Here is a 20,325-nt window from a genome sequence, read left to right as displayed (position 1 = left end):
TTTCGTCAAAATGACGCACAACGTTCTTGAACCTCAGTGGATTTGGCACTAAAGTAAGCCCTATTTTCGAGTTTGTCAAAAAAAACAATTTCAATTTAAGCCTATTGCCAAAATTCGTTTTTGTTGCTGATAACTGGCACTTATTCGCTTATTATTTTTCTGTTTTCATTTGCGTTAAGAAGTAAAACTAAGCCTAAAGCAAAAACAGCACAGCTTAAAAGCATTAAATTGCCGTTTTTTAATATAAAAAATGAAAAACCGACTAATGGAGCTCCTATAATTACCATTAACGAACTTAAAGTGTGCGTTTTTATGAAATTCAATGCGTGAGCAGCCAATCCCACAAAAAGCAATGACGGACCAATAATAACAAAAGGATATAAAATTGATGGCGTATTACTTATTTGATTGCTTAATGCTGTTTTAGCCATTTCGTTATTTCCAAAACTCCACATTATGAAGTCAATTGTACAGAGACCTATATGAGCAATAACTCCTAAAGTGGTTACAAAAGACGCTACCGTATTGAGATTATTCTTTGGAAAAACTTTGTTAAAAGAAATCAGCAATACTGCTCCAATTAAGTTAAACCAATGTGCAAAATCTACTGGTTTTTGAAAGTATTCTAATCTAGACCCTTGAGAAAATAGTATATAACTTATAACAAAAAAAGACAATCCGAGTAAGCAACTATTTTTTGGCTTCATAATATATTTTTAATGAAAGACGCTTATTTTCAGAATGTGTTACATTTCTAATTTTAGTGCTGCGTATCGCTTGCTGCCAAGGTTCTGGTACCTCAACGGTTTAGAACTAAAGTAAGCCTTGTTATAGATGTACCAAAACCAGCCTTTTTTTTAGAAACTACTGTTTTGCGTTCTTTTTTTACCTACACATTGCATTGAGGTAAAAACTCATACTTTGTCCACTTTTACTCCAACTATCCATTGCTTTTTCTCTGTAAAAACTGGTTTCAGTTATTGACTTTGCTGTTGAAATGCCAAAGTATTTGCTTTTCTCATTTGCCTTTTTGCTTTCCACCCATTGAATGGTAACTGCTACATCTGCTGTTTCTTTATCCAAATATATTTCATACGGTTTCAAGTCTACCTTAAACCAACCTTTAAACTCATCTTTGATTTCAAAAACGATATCTTTTTCTACAATACGATTTGATGGCAATCCATTTTCAATTTTATAAAAATTCAACCTAAATTTTAGGGAGCTGAATTCATTTGAAGTGATGTTAAAATTCAAATCATTTATTTTGCAATCTTTCTTTAGTGTAAACTTCATTCCAACTTCTTTACTCAATCGGTCGTCAACATCTTTTTCGTAATAGGTATAAAAATTAGTATGCATTAGTCCAAGACCTTTCGAATTTCTTCCCAATACTTTAGGCTTTGGTTTTACAAATTTGACCACCACTTCATCTAATTGATTCTTCAAAGGCGTTAATTCAATAATGTTATTCGGAAGAGTAAGTTGTGATACGGCTACTGTTTTTGATTGATAACCAACATAAGAAAAAGTGACTACATCATTTTCATTGACACTTTCATCCATTTTTAAAGAAAATTTCCCCTCAGAATTTGATACCGTTCCCGTATTTTTATTGGCAATTCCAATATTCGCGTAGTGTAAGGCAGCTTTATTTTCTATATCCTTTATTTCACCGTTGATTACTTTTACTTGAGCGAAAGAATGTAAAGTAATAGCTAAAAAAAGATAAAAAGGCACTTTCATATTTTGTTTGTTTTCTGTTTTGTTTAAATGATGTAATTGTAGTAGTTCCAAAGTGTATTTGGGGCTACATCAAGCCCTGACATCAAATTTGGCAAAACTTACAAATAAAACCAACTTTCTAGCCAACCAATTGTCTTCATTCGTTGATTTACCTTTATCCCTTCGGTTTTTTAATTATTCCAATTTTCGGTTTCGATTCCCCACTTGATACTTTTGCACTATTCAACACCTTTGGAGTATGAAAAGAATCAGGTTTTCTTTGGTTTAAAATGTAAGTTTGGGTATTGTTTGTTACCAATCCCATTTGTTCCTTTTTTGTGTCTTTAACTTTTGTACTTTTTTCACTTCTGAGGCTATTTGCAAAATTATAAATACTTAATCCAAAACCAATTAGTGCAAAAGTAAAAAACCACCAAAAAGTGTAGTATTTAAATTTAGAAACCTTAAAGTCAAAAGTGTCTTTTCTGTTTTTGATTTTCTCTTCATTTTCAATTTTTTCAAAACCTCCTTTCTTTAAGAACGGTTTAGCAAACATAATTTTAGTAGAATATGTAGTAGTTATTCCAAAATAGAATTTAACTAATTCAGGATTATGCATTTCTATTTCTTTCAACAAAATAGTAATATCCTCAATAGAACATTCTGGAAGTACATCGTTTTGAATTTCTTCTGATGAAACACCTTGCGGTTGACTTCCTCGTTCTCTTTCAATGATATATTCTAAAATTAAGTCTTTCTTTTTACCTTCTGATATTTTCATATATAAGATTCTTTTTATCGGTTCTTTAAATTGAGGTATAACGGTTGGCCGCTTAGCGATGTGGCGGATTAAGAAAGCCTAAACTTTCGGTTAATGACAATTTTTCAAATACAAAACCATTTTTAAATTAAGCCTAATCCCGCCATATTGCCAAACGGCGGTTTCAGGCAGGTGTTTTTATCTTACAAGTATCTCAATAATTCTTCTGCCAACTTAAATACTGTTGTTGACGATTCTTCTTTCGCTGGATTTTTATGGTCAAATTGGTTAAAGTTTCTAGTAGCTCTTGTGATAGCTAAATCAATTCTTTTCTTTTTTGTCTTTTTATCAAATCCGTCTAATAACTCAAAAAAATGTTCGTTGACTTTTTTATTGCCATTTCCTTCATAAGTTACGCCAAAAGGTTTAAGTAATTCATTTATTTTATCGTTGTAATCTTTTCTGTGCATTCCCCCTCCTTGATGGTCGTCAAAATGAAGAATTAACCAATATTCAAAAGATTGATTGGAATATGCTACTTTAAAATTTTGAGCTTCTGCTATTTGAATTGCGTTGTTAAAATCATTTTCATCAAAGTCATCTTTGTCAAATACACACCAAACTTGGTCGTATTGTTTTTCGTTTGATAATTGTATGGCTCTATTTACTAAAGAAGTTGTGTTATATCCTTCTCCCACAGACTTTACAGTAGCAGAAGAAAGTCTGAATTGATTGAAATATGAAGGCTCTGTATTTTCGCCTTCACAGACAATCAATATCGAGGGTTTCTCAATTAATTCAGCATCGGGTCTCTCTAAATTTGGTTCAGTTCGTCTTTTAGCTATTAGTTGTTCTTTATGTTTTTGTTTAGCCGCAATTTGTTCAGCTTTTTTGTTTTTCATTTTCATATTGCGACATATTAAAATTTAAGTTATCAAAAAAGCCTAAATATGGAATAGCACCATATTTTCCTCTTATGTAATTATCTTCAAAAGGCTCATTTTTCTTAACTTCATCAGATTTAAAGTTAGCCAAAGAATATAGTTTTGCCTCACCATATTTGTCTTTATTTGTAAACCAAATCTGGTCTCGTCTAAATAAACCCGAACTTAATAAATTAGTATCGTGAGAGTTGAAAATTAATTGAGCATTTTTTGTATTGAATTCTTTTGAGTTAAATAAAGAGACAATTTTACACACTAAATTAGGATGTAACTTTGAATCAAGTTCATCAACAACTAAGATGTAGCCATTTTGAACAACATCTAAAATAGGTCCAGTTAAAGCAAAAAACTTTCTTGTTCCTGAAGATTCATCATCGTCAAGAGAAAAGTTTACTTTATCAACCACTTGTTTGTTCAAGTCGTATTTTGTATGTGTTGTTAATACATCAGCAATAAATTCTGCGTTTTCTTCTTTTACTTCTTTTAGAATTTTATCTCTAATTTCTTTTGGCATTCCTTTAGGTAATTTTTCAATATCCAATTTTTGGAGTTTGATATCTTGTATCCCAAAATCAGCCGCTTTTAACAGTTCAAGAATTTTGATTTTTTGTGTTGGATTTTCTGTTTTACTTAGCGTAAATCCTTGGTAACCTGACTCATTTAGACCTGATAAAAATTTAAGTCTCTTAAACCAATCAGTAACTGTAATTGCCGTTTTTTCATTGAACTGAGCAGCAACGGAAACTAAAAGAGCGTTATCTCTTACTAAACCTTCTTTTGCTACCGTTGTACCTTTTGCAAAATTCCTTTCGTGAGTATCAAAGTGATTTCCGTCACGATAAAATAATTCAATTTCTTTTGTTTTGGGTTTATGATATAACCATTCAGAAATAATTTTTTCTTCAGTTGCTTCAAAGCCATAACGAAATAGTTCTCCTTTAAAAAGAAAAATTATTTCAAATTCAGATGGTTCATTTTCCGTTTCTTTGCTTAAGCGGAAAGGTTCAACTTCAATACTTTCGCCTTTTTGACTTTCTTTTGAACTATTAATTACAAAATGTCTCATAAAGGCAACTGCTTCCAAAAGTTTACTTTTTCCACTAGCGTTTGCACCATAGATGACAGCACTTTTGAGCAGTCTATAGTTGAATTTTTTATCTTCAAAGACGTTTTCGACCTCTCGTGTGTCTTTGTCGTAATTTGAGGCAATTAAACTTAGAGTTGCTTTATCTTTAAAGGTTCTAAAATTTTTGATTGAAAATTGTAAAAGCATAATAATCGTACTTTTTGCTAAATTTTACACAAAGGTAGTGTTTATCTTGTAATGATAGGAAAAATAAAGGCAATTTTTAAATGGATACAGCTAAAAACAGTATTTATTTTGCTTTTAAAAATTAGTAAATTTGATTTAATTGTTTTTTGGGTGTCGTTTGGACGTACTATTTTGTACACTTGCCTGTAACTAGCAGATAGGTCTTACAAGAGTCAGACTTTAGTTTTCTCAAATATATACAATTTTCACTACAAACCTTTTACTAGTATATCGTTTGTTGTTTTTGGTTTGAATGGTCTCCCCAATTTTGGGATAGAATTCGACAAAAACACACCACCAGCCCCTATAACTCCCTATTTTATTTATTTATCGGAGTCGTTGAATCTTCGATTTCAAGAGGGGAGCAGTGCACCCAAAAATTTGGAATTTTGCCCTTCGACTGCGCTCAGGGTGACCTTCTATGGGTATTTTCTCGTTCTAACGTTCCTAGCCCTGATGGGAGTGGAAATCCTCTGGCTCGGGTGGCTATTTTGGGCAGGGCGGAAAGAGCGACTAAAAGAAGCTCCTTTGCGGCCTAGCCCAAAAAGCCACGCGAGGCGGAGATTATAACGGACAGCAGGATTAGCTCCTAAAAAATCAATACCATCACTTTAGGAGACGCTATCCCAAAACACAAAAGGCCGCCGAAGCAACCTTTTGACTAACAACAACAAAATAAAAAAACTTAACTACAATTTTAGACACTTATAGCTTGTGTTTACTGTAATTTGGCATACTCGAACGTAGGATTTCCTCTTAGTCCCGCTTCGTTGCTCATCGCGAGGAAGCGCACTTTGTAGTAGTTGGAAGCGGCATCTTTGACCACATAAAAACGGTCGGTTCTCACGCTCGGCAAGGTAGTTGGTCCGCCTCCGCTTCTCCAGTTGGAGCCTATCATTCTTTGGTCGGTTTTGGAGGTTGTCAATTTATCTTCGACTACTTTTGACAAGGTAAAATCAGCATAGCTACCACCATCGGCAACCAAAACTTGGTAGACTTGAGTGCCGCCCAATCTGTTCGTCACAATAAAATCGGAATAGCCATAGGTTACATCAGCGGTTCCTGTTGGCAAATAATTGGTGAAAGGCGTAAAATTCAAATCCCACTTGGTTTTTTGTGGCTCAACCGTTACTGTTTTGCCTTCGGCCAAACTGAAAAATGCAAAATTGAAATTGCTGTCTTTGGCAATTGTTTTTTCTGTAAAAGTAGTGGCACTCAAGTCCGCATATTGGATTTTGTAGCCGTTTCCGTTGCGTAGAATTCTGATTTTTTTCCAGCCTCTCGCTTCGCCATCAAGACTCACCGAGCCAACGCCTGCCGTGGCCGTCGAAACCGCAAAACCTAGATTGAGCAAGTAGACTTTGTTCTCAGCATCGTTGGCAGCCACCGCGGCGATGGCCGTTCCAACTCCTGCTCCCGCTCCTTCCAAAACTCCCGTTGGATTATCGACAAAACCATTGCTGGCCAAAGTTGTTCCCCCGCCAACTGCCACGGCAGCATCAGCCGTTTGAGGCAAGGTAATATCAGCTGTTTCTAGTTTTTTCACGGCCATTTTTAGAGCACCGTTGAGGATTACTCGGTATTCTGCACCTGTTGAAAATCCGAAATCCCAAGACCCTCTCGGAATCGCATCGGTTTTGCTGGTACTCAAATCTACATAGACTTGATTCGGCTGATTTGGCCCACCCACTGCAGGTTGCAAAATCGCTCCTAAGGAAGGAATTTCTGGTTTGTTTCCCTCGTCATCGTTGGAACAAGAGCTTAAGGTAGCTAAGGCTAAGGCTAAAATTAAAAAGGTTTTTTTCATTACAATTTGATTTATATTAAAGATTAAGGTTATAGGTCAGTTTTACAAAAAAGGAACGTCCGTAAGCCAGCATTACTTGGTTGGACGTGGCGTGTCCTGCGCCTTCTCCGGTTCTAGTTTGATTGATATTTTTGATGTCGAACAAGTTTCTCGCGCCTATAGTAGTTTCGAGTGTATTGCTGAAAAAATTCTTCTGAATGGTCGCGTCCAACCAATGGCTGTCGTCTATTTCGGAAATCACAAACGCAGCACTACTTTCTATGAATTGCTGGGTTTTTCCGCTGTATTTGTAGTAGGCCGAAACAATCGTTTTCCATTTGGGTACAGTATACGATACACTGGTATTGGCATTGAAGGTGAACAAAAACCGATCATCTGACACAAAAACTTGATTGTCGATTCTTTGGGAAACGCCTACCAAAGAAGCCCCCAAATTGAACAACCAATTCTTGCCCTTGAACTGATTCGTGGTCGCAACATTCCACATTTGATAACGACTGATGTTGATGTACTCGTATTCGGGATTACCCGTCTCGGTATTGAAGCGCGCCAGTGCCATATCGATACGGTCGTTGACTTTGAGATAATTGGCGGTAAACGTATGCGCCACTTGTAGCCCCGAATCCAAAAATGCCGTTTTCTTTGCACTCATTTCGTAAGACCAACTGGTTTCTGGAATCAAATTTTCATTGCCCGTAAAATGATGTCCATCAAAAATTTGTTTGGTGTACAATTCTTCGAATGTTGGCGTTCTAAAAGATTGCCCTAAAGAAGTACGCAGTTCTATTCCTTTTGGTAACAAATAACGCAAGCCCAAGGAAGTTGCATATTGGTTATCAAATTGCGATTGAATAGAATATCGAACTCCGGGACGAATAGAAAAAGAAGGCGTCGCTTTGATTTCGGAACTCATAAACCAATCGTAATTGTTCAAGCGTTTCGCTATCGGGACAAAAAGATTGTTGCCCTCTTGCACCAAAGAATAGCCCAAATTACTCACCACTTCATAACCCAATTGCACATCTATTTTCTTGCTTTTGAAAAAATTACTAAGCGTTCCAGTGCTATACAACACTTCCATAGCTTGGTCTTTTTGTCTCACGGATTCATTTTCTTGCTGTGTGAATAGATAGTACCTAAAGTTTTCGGTGTCGCGTTGTTGTTTTTGATGCGAAAGCGAAACAGTATAACTCATTCCGCTTTCTAGTTTTCCAGAAGCATTCCAATTGTGGAAAAATCGTTGCGTCCAATACCTTTTGTCCATAGCATAGCGGTAAGAACCAAGCGTTGGTGAATAGCCCGACTGCACCGTGCTGTTGTAAAAATCAACACGCTCGTTGAGCCATTGGAATTTATAAAACATTCGAAAAGCGTTCTTTTGGTAACCCAACATCGTGGTAGCATTCCATTGTTCTTTGGGCAACCAGCGATAGCCGCGTGTGGCATCATTTTCGAAATAATCCTTCCCTTTTTTACCATCCAAAAAACCCTGAAAATCATTCCGATTCAACGATGCATTAAAAAACCATCTTTCGTTGGGTGCATAAGAAAGTGCCAAAGCCTGTATATGTCGTCCTTTGTCAAAAAGAGAGAATTCGTTGTGTACCGATTCTTCTTGAGTCGTGGCACGCAAACTCCATTTGTAGCGCGACCCTTTTTTGGTAATAATGTTGAGCACACCGCTTACGGCATTGGCACCGTGCGTCACGCCCATAGAGCCTTCAATGATTTCGATTTGTTCGATGTCGTCTAAATTAATCTGAGACAAATCGGCGTTATTCCCCAAACCCGCCTCTCCGATTAATGGAATATTGTCGACCAATATTTTGAAGTATTGTCCGTCTAAACCAAATAAAGAAACGGTAGAACGCCCATCAGAACTACTAGGCCTTACGGTAATGTTCAAATATTGATTCAAGACATCGGCCAAGTTATTCGCCGCTAAATTCTTGATGTCCTGACTCGAAATCACCCGAACATTGAAAACCGATTTTCGCAAAGACTGGGGTTCTATTTGTCCGGTCACCACTATTTCTTGTAGTGGATTAACCCGAAGCGAATCTTGCACCTTTTGCTGGGAATAGCCTGTAAACACTGGCAATGACAAGATAATAACCGCTATACTCTTTTTCATTATTTAGAATTAATCTTAATTATTTTCGGCAAATATATACTTTATTTTTATTTATTCTAAATTAATATAGTATTTTTGTCCGCATAATTTTAACCCTTACTAATTAAAAAATGAAAACAAAATCAATGCTTATCTTAGGCACACTTGCACTAAGTACGACCCTAAGTTTTGGACAAAATGCCAAGAAAAAAGAAGACATCAAGGCCATACAAGCGATGTGTGGTTGTTATGAAGTACAATTCAATTTTACCGAAACCTTTGACTATCCAAAAGATAGCGCTAGTTACAAACCCTCAAAAACCAAACACGAAACAGCTTTAGAATGGGTAGAATTGGTAGAAAACACGCCCAACAAATTGGTTTTGCAACACCTACTCATTACAGGCAACAAAGAAGAAGACATTGTAAAACACTGGCGACAAGACTGGCTCTACGAAAACACCGATTTGTTGCAGTTTCACAAAGACCTTACTTGGAAGTATAAAAAACTTGACCCCAAAACCGTAAAAGGCCAATGGACACAGAAAGTATACCAAGTAGACGACAGTCCAAGATACGAAGGCTCTGCTTCTTGGGCTACGGTAGATGGCGTGACGTCTTGGAAAAATACAACCGATGCGCCTTTGCCTAGAAGAGAACATACAAAACGCAATGATTACAATGTTTTGAAAAGAAGAAACATACACGAAATCACTCCAAAAGGATGGATTCACGAACAAGACAACGACAAATTGATTCGTACAGAAGGAGGTTCGGATGTGCTTTTGGCACAAGAAAAAGGAATGGATATTTACACCAAAGTACCTGATGAAAAATGCCAATTGGCACAAAAATGGTGGGCAAAAAACAAAGACCTTTGGGCAAAAGTACGCAACGAATGGACAAAAATTTACGGCCAAAACAAAGACCTAAACTTGGAGAAAAAAGTGGATAAAAAATCATTATTCAGCATCCTATTCGATTTAAAACCCGATGCTACACAAGAAGAAGTAGCCAAAATCATTAACGCATTTGTAATTCGCTAAAACCAAAAACGATGTGCACCCTAAACATTTTAAATAGAACCAATAACGGACTGTTATTTTATTGTACGCATAGTTCGCTGTACAATCTTTCGTTTAACAATTTGACCTTCAACTTTGATGCGGTGGAATTTGATAGATTTAGGGTGTACCTCAACTCCATAGACAGTGCATACTGGGAAAAGGAATACGAAAATTCTATCTATGAAAAGAAAATTCCCATTCCAACCTTGCAAAACAACTTCATCATTTTGCTGAATCGCCACGAATTGGAGGAACTCAAAATTCTAGTCGATTTTAGTCATCGGGCTCGTTTGTTAGCCCCCGAGGAAATCAACTATAAAATGATTTACAATTAAAACCAAAAAGTCCAGCAACCACAAACAATTGCTGGACTTTTCACATATAATTTCATCCTATTTCAACAACTTCTCAAAAGCCTTTCGTGGCGCACCGCGAACCACAATCTCACCACAATAAGTATAACCCAATTTTTCGAGAATTTTCAACATCGGAAAGTTATCAAAGTTGGTATCTACTTTAATGCTAAACACCCCTTTGGCTTTACTCAACTCCTCAATTTTCTCAAATAAAAGCGTGGCAATTCCCTTTCCTTTGTACTCAGGTGCCGTAGCCACACGATGCACCACCACATAATCCGAATGGCTCAACCACTCCCCTTGCAGGTTGTTATAGGTCGGTTCCTCGCCAAAAATGATGGCCGCATAGGCTACCACCACCTCATTTTCGACCAATACGTGTGCATATCCTTTAACAAAATCATCGGTCACCGTTTCCAAATTCGGATAACCGTCTTGCCACTGTGTGCTACCGTCTTCTTTGCGTTGGGCAATCGCCGCTTGCAAAATATCCCAAATCACCGGAATATCCGCCAGACTTGCTGTTTTTAAAATCATACCTCGCTCTTTTTAACCGTAAAAATAACTTTTATCCCCAAAAAAAGAATACTTTTTTGCATTAGTTCGAGGAGCACCATCAACGTGCTCACCAGATGAGTCGTCCTGCTGTCCACTATATCTTGCTTGCCGAACCCCGTCAAGCAAGGATGCCGCTCCCATCAGGGCTAGACGAGAACGTTCCGTTTTCAGAACATAAAGAAAGAAAAAATGATGGTCTGCTAATTTCAAAACAATACATTGTATCTCGCTTCAGCGAGTGGATATAAGAATAAAATGCAGAGGTTTTAGCCAAAACTACAATAGATTTTGGCTAAAGCCTAATGTGAAACTCATTGTAAAGAATGAGCTAAAGCCCATTCCTATTGAATTTTTCCAAAAAAATAGATTCCTTAACCTGCAAGGTCTTTTTCCAGACCTTGTAGGTGTTTTAACAGAGCATACCTACAAGGTTAAAGGAAACCTTGCAGGAAATCCGATAATACATCCTTTTTTCGTAAACAGGAATGTCATAAACTTGTAATGATTTAAGATGTTTTCCTGCAAGGTCTTTTTCCTGACCTTGTAGGTATTTTAACAGAGCACACCTACAAGGTTAAAAGAAACCTTGCAGGAAATCCGATAGTACATCCTTTTTTCGTGAAGAAGGATGTCATAAACTTGTAATGATTTACGATGTTTTTCTGCAAGGTCTTTTTCCAGACCTTATAGGTATTTTGAAAGTAGCCTAAACCTACAAATCGGATATGAAATTATATCGCATCAATAAATAATGCTTATTAATTGATTGCACTAAAATCAATTGCCTCTCGCTAAAGCGAGAGGATACAATTATGAAGATGTAGAGGCTTTAGCCAAAACTACCATAGATTTTGGCTAAAGCCTCAAACTGAACTAACATTAGCAAATGGGCTAAAGCCCATTCCTATTGAATTATTTGAAATACAAAAAACAGGAATTGAACTAGATTTATAAATCCTTAAGCCCAACTTGCTTCATTATTTTGCGCGCTTCTTTAAATTCTTGTGGTGTTTTCACCTCAACCAAATCGCGTTTTTTTCCATTATTGAGTACAATGGCCAAGCGTTTTTTTCCAAAAAAGGAATATTCCTTTAGCCCTTTGATTGCACTAACAGGAATTTTTTCTAAAGTGGTATTCTCTACCGTCAAATTATACAACACCACTACCGATACCAATCCCAGAAAAAGCCAAACCAATTGCATAAACCCTACATTGCTTATACTAAAAGTCGAGACATTCAGAACCGCGTTAAGTAAATTCAAAATCATCAAAAGTTTCAGTAAAAAATGGTGATTTTTCAATCCATCTTGAATGACTAGGGTTTCATCTTGGGTGTTGTAGTGTAATTTCATTGTTGATATTTATTTTTTTAATCCTGAAGAAGTTTTCTAAAAGTTTAGAAAACTTATAATTAAGCACTTCGTTTAGAATACAAAACTAACTTTTCTTAGTATACTTTGGAGAAAGCTAAATTAGTTATCATTATTATTATTGTTGTTGTTATGGCTTAGCTGTTCTGTTATTTATAACTTCTTCTTTTAAAATTGTAACCTTCACTAAGTTTTTTATCATAAATGTATGGCGATGTTTTTGAAATAAGTAATGAATCTGTAATGTAAAATTTCTCGTTTTTTAGAATTACATAACCTGTATTTGGCTTACAATTTTTTATTCTCACACTATAATTAGAGACTATACTTGAGGTTGTATCTTTTGGAGGTTTTACGACAAAGCTTTCTATAAAATAACATCCTTTGGGCTGAAAACTATTCAATACTAAAGTGTCATTGGTAATTTTCCATTTCCCTTTTGAAATAGATTTCGAAATACAATTGTTTCGACTGTATTCAAATGTATTGTTGGAATTGATGGTTAATTGTCCGTCCAATGAATGCCATTTATGAATAAAATTACTTGAGACTACTGCATCTTTCTTTTCACAACTCAAAAAAGTAATTGAGAAAAGGACAAGAATATTTAAGTATGTTTTTTTCATTTCATCCGGTTTGGGGCTAAAGTAAGATTTATATTTCTATGAGCGATGGACTACTAAATACAAAAGCACCTTTTCATTAAGCCTTTTGTCTAAAACCATTTTATGGCTATTAGCTGAAGTGCATATTTACTGTTTTTTCCAATTATAATTTTTAGACCAATCATAAAATCTATCAAGTTCATCTTGATTTTTTTTGTACCATTTTGAAACATCTTCGCTACTTGAATCAACAAAAACAATGTATGCAAATGGTTCAATTAATTTTTTATTTTTCATTTCGATGAAATAAGGTGCAAGAAATTCCCAATAGAAACCAAAATTATCCTTTTTAGATTCTTCTAATGAAGAACAAATAGTTTCAAATTTTCGAATAAATTTCTCAACGTCAGTTTTATTATTATTTTTTTTATCGAAATCTTGAGAAGCGTCCATTGACAAAATTAAATCTGTCATTGAGAAATTATTTTCCTTCTTTTTTCCTGTATCGGTAGAATCGTTAAGCATATTTGAATCTATATTAATCGAAACAGATTGCTTTGTTGTTTCTGTTACACCTTGCATAAGCAATTTTCGCATATATTGAAAATTCTTTTTTGATCTTGCCGTCTGAGGCTCAATAATAAAAAATCTTGAAAAAGCTAAAATTGAAGGAATTCTATTTTGCTCCATTTCAAGAATTCCTATTGCATTTAACGAACCTGCGTGCTTAGGATTAATCGAAATAGAATTTTTAAAACAATTAATGGCATCATCATATTTCTTAATACTTGAATAAGTAATTCCTTTGTTAAAATGTAACTGATAATAATTAGGAAATAACTTTATTCCTTCGCTATAAACTTCCAAAGATTCATCTGTTTTTTTTAAATGATCTAAAGCATTTCCATAGCTCACATATACGTTTTTAACATCTTCTCCAGGGTGCGCTTTAATGGCTAGTTTGCATATCTCAATTGCATCATCATATTTTTCCAATGAAATTAGTGAAAATGCTTTTTCAGATAAAGCTAATAAATTGTCTTTATCTAGTTCTAATGCTTTATTATACTTATTAATTGCTCCTGAATAATCTCCTTTATCGTGATATGGAACTCCTTCAGCCACTAATTTTTCTGCTTCAATTTTATTTTGTGCAAAACTCGATAGGTTTGATATCAATAATAAAAATAATAAAGATGTCTTTTTCATAAAATAGGTTGGGTTTTAATTGTTTGTTTCTGCATTTCAGGTAACTAGTTAATAGTTCTTACAAAAATCAGACTTTATTCCCTCAAATATATACAATTTTCACTACAAAAACTTCAATTCTGTTTGTTGTTTTGGAAGTATGAGACGCTTAATTTCAAAGTCACATGATTGGAATTTAAAAAACACACCCCCATCCCCTCTCTAGAGGGGAGAAGTACCCGCAATCATTGGAATTTGTCCTTCGACTGCGCTCAAGGTGACGCTTTTTGGGATTTGGAATTTAAAAATTGGGATTTCCTCGTGCTAACGTTCCTAGCCCTGATGGGAACGGCATCCTGTGGCTCTGGGGTTCAGAGCCACAGATATAGTGGACAGCAGGATTAGCTCCTAAACATTAATCCAAATGCCATCGCAAACCCACAAAAGCACGGATGCCTTGATTGGATCCGTAGGCGTAGGTCGGGTCGAAGGTCAGCGCATAGGGATTGTCGGGAGTGGGTTGAGCGATGCCATTACTATCGAAGGTGACTTGTTTGTCGAAAGGGTCATTGGCACGCGCAATCAAAAAAGGATTTCCTCGATTGGGTGTCCAATTCAGGAGATTTTTGACCCCGCCAAACAACTCCACGTTGTGGAATTTCTTGTAGGTGATTTGGATGTTTTGAATACTGTACGGCAAGGAATACTCTCGACGCGGATCGAGTGGCGACAACAAGGGCAAACGCATACTGCCAGTATAACTCCCTGTATAATCCAAACTCAGGAACCAATTGGGGATTTCGTAGCTCAAGGCCCAAGTCAGACTTGCTTTTTCGGTAAACAGAGGTACAAAACGACGGCCTTCTTGCTCGGTCAACGGATGGAAATAACTACCGCCCAAAGTCCCTTTCACCCCAAACGGACTGACCCAATCCAAGGAAATACTACTGCCGAAAATTCTAGAAAAACCATCGAGATTGGCATAAATAATTTGGTTGGGATTCGTATCATAGTCGGCAATGATGCGGTTTTTGAAATGGGTGTACCAAGTCGAAGCTTCGAGGGTGAGCACGCCCGCTGTGTTGGTATCGAATTTTTTGAGGTAATTCAGGTTGGCGGTATACGAAGTTTCGGGGTCTAGATTGCCTTTGAGTACGACTTCCCGAGCTCCCGAAAGCGCTTGATGGTCTTCGGTAAACAAATTCACCACTCGGAATCCCGTTCCTAAATTGAGTCGTAAAATATCGGTGGCGGTGGGTTTCCATTTCAAGGCTAGACGAGGCGTGACAATCGAGCCGTGTGCTGGGTGATAATCGTAACGCGCGCCCAACAGCAAGCCCGTTTGCTTAGAAAGTTTGATATCGTCTTGGATAAATCCACTGTAAATAGCGGTTTGGGAGGAAGTGGCCGTGGCGGGCGTGTTGTCGTTATACCAAGTAAAGCGCGCCGCCGCTCCGAACAAAAGCGAATGATTTTTGAGCTCTTTGTCCCAAAGGTATTGCCCAAACGCAATTTTTTGGTTCGCCAAAAAAACGGAAGTACCATACACCGAATTTTGGTCGTGGCCCACCATCGAGAATTGTAAGCTCATTTTCTCCTCCAAAGGCAATTGGTACTTCCCTAAGATTTCGTAGCGCGAAGTGTAAATACTTTCTGCATAGACTTGATCGCCTCCGCGAAAGCTGGAATTCCACTGCATTTCGCCACCCCAACGGTCTTCATACAAATAACGGGCGACGAGGCTCATTTCTTTTTTGGAACGGCGTTCAAAATGCCAGCGGCTAAAAAAGGAAACTCTTTTCTGCAAAGCAATATCCGTAAAATTATCACCGTTGTTATCGACAGTATTGTCGTTATAAAACGTACTGAGCCCAAAAAGGGCATTGGTATTTTTGCCAATATTGGTACGATAACCCAAATTGAGACTGTTTTCCAGCCAAGAAGTAGTCATCAAGTCAGCAGTAAATTGAGGAGCGTTTTGTGGTTTTTTGGTAATGATATTAATCAATCCTCCTACTGCCTCGCTCCCATACAAACTCGAAGCGGCGCCTTTGATGATTTCGATTTTGTCAATCATCGCATTCGGAATTCCAGACAAACCATACACTGTTCCCAAAGCACTCACTATGGGCATTCCATCGATAGTGACCATCGTGTAAGGGCCGTCCAACCCATTGATCCGAATATCGCCGGTGTTGCAAACATTACAATTGTTTTGTGGACGTAAACCGTTGACGTTTTGCAAGCCTTCAAAAACAGAAGCGGTGGGATTTTGTTTCAAAAAAGTAGTCGAAATAATTTCTACTGGCACTGGATTTTCCAAACGGCGAACGGCTTTCATTGTACCCGAAACCACAACTTCGTCGAGCAGTTGCTCGTTCGTCACTACATTTATTTTTAGTAAATGCTTAAAATCCGCACCGCTGATGGACTGCGTATGTGTTTTGATTCCGATAGCAGCAACGCGAAGCGTGTAGCGTTGTAGCGGCAATTGAGGAATTTCAAAAAAGCCCAAACTATCGGTTTGAGTTTCAAAAGTAGTGCCTATAATTTCTACCTGAACTTGCGGTACGGGTTGCTTTTCGGAGATGACTTGTCCCCGCAGGGTGGCTTTTTCTTGTGCCAAAGCAACAGTTAACGAAAAGAAAAACAAATAGCTATATAATAATTTCATTAGAGTAAATAATATTTTAGACAAAGCTAAAAAATAATTTTATAATAACTTAAAAAAAAACGGCTCAATAAAATTGAGCCGTCTGCTTACCCAAAAATTAACCAAACATTCAGGATTTACAACAAAGAATAAATTATGATTTTAATGATCGCCACTATTTTCAAAACCAACAATAGATAGGCGATAAGGAGTATTGGAAACTTTTATTTTTTTGGTGGTTGCACTATTTTTTGTGCTAAAAATTTGCAATTCGCCTGTAGCAGGCGCTGTGATGTAAATGAAGCGTTGTGTAAACTCCATTTGAGGTTTTTGAGTAGAAGCTTTGTCAGTAGCTGCAATTAGATTTCTCTCAGAAGTAGCAACCGCAAGAGTTGCAAGATCATAAGCAATGAAATTACCCGAATGCAACAAGATGCCAAGCTTCTTAGTATCGTAGCTCACTTTACACTGCATAATATCTGTACTCTCAAAAATAGGCTTTACTGTTTTATTCAATACATTGATGATATAAGCTCCTTTTGCAGCTGTGTAGCCTACAAAATTTCCTTTGGTTGCCGTTTCTAAAATTGTTCCAAACCAAGCTGTTCCAAAACCATCAGGATGAGGAACAAGAAATTGTTGCCCTTTACTATCTACTACAAGAATCCCACTTGCAGAACCAAAAACAGCATAATCACCATCTGACGCATTTCCATGAATTCCTTTAGTAGCAATGCTTGATGCAAAAAGTTCTTTTCCTGTTTTATCTATAACTTTAACACGTTCTGGCAACACTCCTGGAATAGAATTGTCTTTCTCAGTGATAGCGTAGCTTCCATTAGAGAAAACGGCCATAGCCCCATGATGTGCTTTTAAACCTGTATTAATAATTTTCATTTTGGCGCCGTTAGTATGAATTTCTGATTCACTACCTACGGCCAATGTGCCATCTCCATCATTAAAAGTTAAGATTTCGCCATAATTACTTTTGAAATGGGTCGGTTTTGAAGCAACTCCCGTTAAGGCTCCAAACTTTGGAGTTCCTTTGACATCAACATGATCGCCATGAAACTCAAGACCAGTATCAAAGGTTTCTGTCAGGTCATTTTCTCTGTGAATGATACCCGCAAAACGACCCGACTCGGTTGTGTACAATGCCGACTTAGGAAATTTAGCTTCAAAAGAAGTAGTAGTATTCAAAAAAGGATTGACCAAAGTCAAAGCTTTGCTCGTTTCATCAGAAACTAGAATACGCAAATGTTTGTATTCTGTTAAGGTTTCATCTACTGTTTCAGAACTATCGTCATCTGAACAAGATTGAGCAAAAAAGGACAAGGCTACAACAAATAAAAAGCGAAATACATTAATTTTTTTCATTACAATTGATTATTTAAAATAGATTAAGGTTGATTATTCGACGGTTATATTAAAATCGACTTGAGCGTCTGTGGCTCCTCCAGCATTGGTTATATCGCCATTGGCTACATTGGGAGCACTCTTATTGGGACCATGTTTCAGTGTAACCCGAAGTACACCAGTTGCTGACCCTGTTGTTTTAAAAACAGATTGCAGACCCAGCGGCTTTCCTTTTGTATCAAAATTTGATTGAGTAGTTGCATAAGTCAACGGATTCAAATTGCCGGTGGTTTGATAAAACATTTGGTGCTCAAGCGCTTCTTGCACAATCTCGCGCGTTATGTCTATGGCGGGATTGACCAACTCATTTTTAAATGTTATTACTCCATTATAGGTTTTTGCCTTTTCAAAAGCACTGCTCACGGTTACAATTGGTGCGTTAGCCCCTTCTCCATCTAAATCTTTGAATTCTAAAACCACATTCTTTCCGCCATTTTCAGGAGTAAAAACTAAGCGTACTGTTGTTATAAATTCAACTTCATTTACGGGTACAATTGGATCATCAGTAGTACAGCCTACCAAAAGAACACTACTTAAAAAAGCAAATGCTTGTCTCAAAAAACGTTTTGTATTCGTATTCATTTAATTCAGATTTTCGTTAAAATAGCTGTAGGCGAATTACTGGTCGTGGTTCTTGGAATGGGAAAAGGGTCTTTGCTAGAGAAAAAACCATCTTGCAAGTCTCTAAGTTCATCGGGAGTACACAAACAACTGTCTAATTCTTGACGAATTTCAGTTTCGTTCAGACCTATTCCAATAAAAACCAATTCATTCAAACGGTCTCCATAGGCTCGAGTCCATCGTTCTTCAATAACCTCTTGAAATTCGACAAAATTTGAAAACGTCATGCGCTCGCTCAAAGGCATACTCGCCCACCAAACTCCCGCACCTTCGGCTTTAAGAGAACCACCCGCTTGACTCCAATTGATGGCTTGATCGGGTCGCGAAGCCATCCAAAACAATCCTTTACTTCGAATGATGCTTTGCGGAAAACGATTGGTCATCCATTCCCAAAAACGATAGGGATGAAAAGGTCGTGGGTCTCTAAAAACGAAAGACGAAATCCCGTATTCCTCGGTCTCTGGCGTGTGAATGCCTTCTAATTCTTGCATCCAACCCGCTGATGTTTCGGCTTCTTCAAAATTGAACAAACCGGTATGCAGAATTTCATGGGGTGCAATTTTCCCCATAGTCGATGTTATGATTCTTGCCACAGGATTCAACTTTTGAATGGAGGCTTTCAAAATTTCGAGTTGTTTTTGGGTAACCAAATCGGTTTTATTCAACACAATCACATTCGCAAATTCGACTTGATCTACCAGTAAATTCACGATTGTTCGTGTATCATTTTCAATATTAGTGGCTTTGATATCTTCTAAGGTTTGGGCAGAGCCAAAGTCTTTGAAAAAGTTAAACGCATCAACCACAGTTACCATAGTATCAATATAACTGAAACGAGACAAATCAATATTTTCATCCTCATTCACAAACGTAAATGTCTGCGCCACCGGAATGGGTTCACTAATTCCTGTACTTTCGATTAACAAATAATCAAAACGATTTTCTTTGGCTAATTTTTCTACTTCGAGCATCAAATCCTCACGAAGCGTGCAACAAATGCATCCGTTGCTCATTTCGACGAGTTTTTCTTCTGTTCGAGAAAGCGTCATTTCGTCTTTGATTAAACGGGCATCTACATTGACCTCACTCATGTCATTGACAATTACAGCGACTTTCAGTCCGTCTTTGTTATGCAAAATGTGGTTAAGCAAAGTGGTTTTACCTGCACCCAGAAAACCTGATAATACCGTAACCGGAAGTTTTTTCATTTTTATCATTATTGCAATTATGTTGCAAATATAAAAATAAAATCTTCTAATGCAATATTGTTGCGCTTTATTTATTAGGCATAAAAAAAGCCTCTTTTACAAGAAGCTTTTGTTAAAAAAAGAATGGTCTTTATAATTCTTCGTATACGATTACTCCAATACCCGTTTCTTGCTCGTAATTGATTTCGATAGCACCAGCCTCAAAGTCAATGGTAACAAAATTACCAACTGTATATTTCTCATCAATCTGAGATTGCATCTTCAACAAAGGAGTTTTAATGTTTTCTACCCACAATGGAGCAGAAGAAACATTAACTCGTTTTAGAGAAAGGGCGCCGTCAAATTGAGCAGCTAATGCAGCTTGCTCCTTTTCAAAATCATACTCTTCCAAAATAATGAATCCAGTATCTTCTTCATTTATTTTAAAAAAAAGTACACTTTGGTCTTCAAAATGAAGTTCTACTGTATCAATAAAAATAAATTGCTTTTCTGGTTGTACACCATTAACCCATAAATGATAAAAAACAGCCGTTACAGTTTTCTTTTTACTGTAGTGCTCCAATAAAGTATTTTCTTCCTTTGAAAAACGATAGGGTGTATTCATGTGTGATGCCATTAATT

19 protein-coding genes are annotated in these 20,325 nt (G+C 36.9%); 2 read left to right on the top strand and 17 right to left on the bottom strand.

Annotated elements, in window-relative coordinates; all coding sequences use genetic code 11:
• Positions 1 to 140 precede the first annotated feature (140 nt).
• From FLB_RS07945 to FLB_RS07910, 7 genes are all read right to left on the bottom strand, one after another.
• Positions 141 to 707 carry a hypothetical protein gene (locus tag FLB_RS07945; RefSeq protein WP_064715424.1) on the bottom strand — a complete coding sequence of 189 codons (567 nt, stop codon included), beginning with the start codon at positions 705 to 707 and terminating at the stop codon, positions 141 to 143.
• A 178-nt stretch (positions 708 to 885) separates the two neighbouring features.
• Positions 886 to 1,797 (bottom strand): carboxypeptidase-like regulatory domain-containing protein, encoded by a 912-nt coding sequence (locus tag FLB_RS07940; RefSeq protein WP_064715423.1) that lies wholly within the window; start codon positions 1,795 to 1,797, stop codon positions 886 to 888.
• A gap of 103 nt (positions 1,798 to 1,900) precedes the next feature.
• A complete protein-coding gene (locus FLB_RS07935) occupies positions 1,901 to 2,506 on the bottom strand; it encodes a hypothetical protein (protein WP_064715422.1) in 606 nt (201 codons plus the stop codon).
• Positions 2,507 to 2,688: 182 nt separating this feature from the next.
• On the bottom strand, positions 2,689 to 3,393 hold the full coding sequence (locus tag FLB_RS07930) for an RloB family protein (protein WP_064715421.1): 705 nt from the start codon (positions 3,391 to 3,393) through the stop codon (positions 2,689 to 2,691).
• Positions 3,368 to 4,702 carry an AAA family ATPase gene (locus tag FLB_RS07925; RefSeq protein WP_064715420.1) on the bottom strand — a complete coding sequence of 445 codons (1,335 nt, stop codon included), beginning with the start codon at positions 4,700 to 4,702 and terminating at the stop codon, positions 3,368 to 3,370. The genes FLB_RS07930 and FLB_RS07925 overlap by 26 nt, the downstream gene beginning before the upstream one ends.
• A gap of 757 nt (positions 4,703 to 5,459) precedes the next feature.
• Positions 5,460 to 6,548, bottom strand: coding sequence for an HmuY family protein (locus FLB_RS07915; RefSeq protein ID WP_064715418.1), 1,089 nt, complete (start codon positions 6,546 to 6,548; stop codon positions 5,460 to 5,462).
• A gap of 16 nt (positions 6,549 to 6,564) precedes the next feature.
• Positions 6,565 to 8,682, bottom strand: a complete 2,118-nt coding sequence (locus FLB_RS07910; RefSeq protein ID WP_064715417.1) for a TonB-dependent receptor plug domain-containing protein — start codon at positions 8,680 to 8,682, stop codon at positions 6,565 to 6,567.
• A 110-nt stretch (positions 8,683 to 8,792) separates the two neighbouring features.
• Here FLB_RS07910 and FLB_RS07905 point away from each other — a divergent pair, with 110 nt between their 5' ends.
• Together FLB_RS07905 and FLB_RS07900 are read left to right on the top strand one after the other, a co-directional pair.
• The gene (locus FLB_RS07905; RefSeq protein ID WP_064715416.1) at positions 8,793 to 9,707 is read left to right on the top strand and encodes a DUF6607 family protein; all 915 of its coding nucleotides are present in this window, start codon (positions 8,793 to 8,795) and stop codon (positions 9,705 to 9,707) included.
• A gap of 11 nt (positions 9,708 to 9,718) precedes the next feature.
• Complete coding sequence (locus FLB_RS07900) at positions 9,719 to 10,063, top strand: DUF6686 family protein (RefSeq protein WP_064715415.1); 345 nt, start codon at positions 9,719 to 9,721, stop codon at positions 10,061 to 10,063.
• Between the two features lie 57 nt (positions 10,064 to 10,120).
• Here the strand turns inward: FLB_RS07900 and FLB_RS07895 are convergent, their stop codons facing one another.
• The 10 genes from FLB_RS07895 to FLB_RS07850 form a co-directional block, all read right to left on the bottom strand.
• Positions 10,121 to 10,621 (bottom strand): GNAT family N-acetyltransferase, encoded by a 501-nt coding sequence (locus tag FLB_RS07895; RefSeq protein WP_064715414.1) that lies wholly within the window; start codon positions 10,619 to 10,621, stop codon positions 10,121 to 10,123.
• A 12-nt stretch (positions 10,622 to 10,633) separates the two neighbouring features.
• Positions 10,634 to 10,852 (bottom strand): hypothetical protein, encoded by a 219-nt coding sequence (locus FLB_RS14265; protein ID WP_157490579.1) that lies wholly within the window; start codon positions 10,850 to 10,852, stop codon positions 10,634 to 10,636.
• Positions 10,853 to 11,590: 738 nt separating this feature from the next.
• Complete coding sequence (locus FLB_RS07885) at positions 11,591 to 11,995, bottom strand: hypothetical protein (RefSeq protein WP_064715412.1); 405 nt, start codon at positions 11,993 to 11,995, stop codon at positions 11,591 to 11,593.
• A gap of 167 nt (positions 11,996 to 12,162) precedes the next feature.
• Entirely contained in the window at positions 12,163 to 12,639 is a 477-nt protein-coding gene (locus FLB_RS07880; RefSeq protein ID WP_064715411.1) for a hypothetical protein, read from the bottom strand.
• A gap of 126 nt (positions 12,640 to 12,765) precedes the next feature.
• A complete protein-coding gene (locus FLB_RS07875; RefSeq protein WP_064715410.1) occupies positions 12,766 to 13,827 on the bottom strand; it encodes a tetratricopeptide repeat protein in 1,062 nt (353 codons plus the stop codon).
• Between the two features lie 394 nt (positions 13,828 to 14,221).
• Positions 14,222 to 16,480 carry a TonB-dependent receptor gene (locus FLB_RS07870; protein ID WP_064715409.1) on the bottom strand — a complete coding sequence of 753 codons (2,259 nt, stop codon included), beginning with the start codon at positions 16,478 to 16,480 and terminating at the stop codon, positions 14,222 to 14,224.
• Positions 16,481 to 16,621: 141 nt separating this feature from the next.
• Positions 16,622 to 17,836, bottom strand: a complete 1,215-nt coding sequence (locus FLB_RS07865) for a hypothetical protein (RefSeq protein WP_064715408.1) — start codon at positions 17,834 to 17,836, stop codon at positions 16,622 to 16,624.
• Between the two features lie 33 nt (positions 17,837 to 17,869).
• Positions 17,870 to 18,457, bottom strand: coding sequence for a hypothetical protein (locus FLB_RS07860; RefSeq protein ID WP_064715407.1), 588 nt, complete (start codon positions 18,455 to 18,457; stop codon positions 17,870 to 17,872).
• A 5-nt stretch (positions 18,458 to 18,462) separates the two neighbouring features.
• Positions 18,463 to 19,704: a GTP-binding protein gene (locus FLB_RS07855; RefSeq protein ID WP_064715406.1), complete on the bottom strand. Its 1,242-nt coding sequence runs from the start codon at positions 19,702 to 19,704 to the stop codon at positions 18,463 to 18,465.
• A 130-nt stretch (positions 19,705 to 19,834) separates the two neighbouring features.
• Complete coding sequence (locus FLB_RS07850) at positions 19,835 to 20,308, bottom strand: hypothetical protein (RefSeq protein ID WP_064715405.1); 474 nt, start codon at positions 20,306 to 20,308, stop codon at positions 19,835 to 19,837.
• Between the last annotated feature and the right edge of the window lie 17 nt (positions 20,309 to 20,325).

Source organism: Flavobacterium succinicans, from assembly GCF_001662485.1.
Taxonomy (GTDB): domain Bacteria; phylum Bacteroidota; class Bacteroidia; order Flavobacteriales; family Flavobacteriaceae; genus Flavobacterium; species Flavobacterium succinicans_A.
Note: the sequence above shows the minus strand (reverse complement) of the source record. Positions and strands in the feature narration are given on the sequence as shown.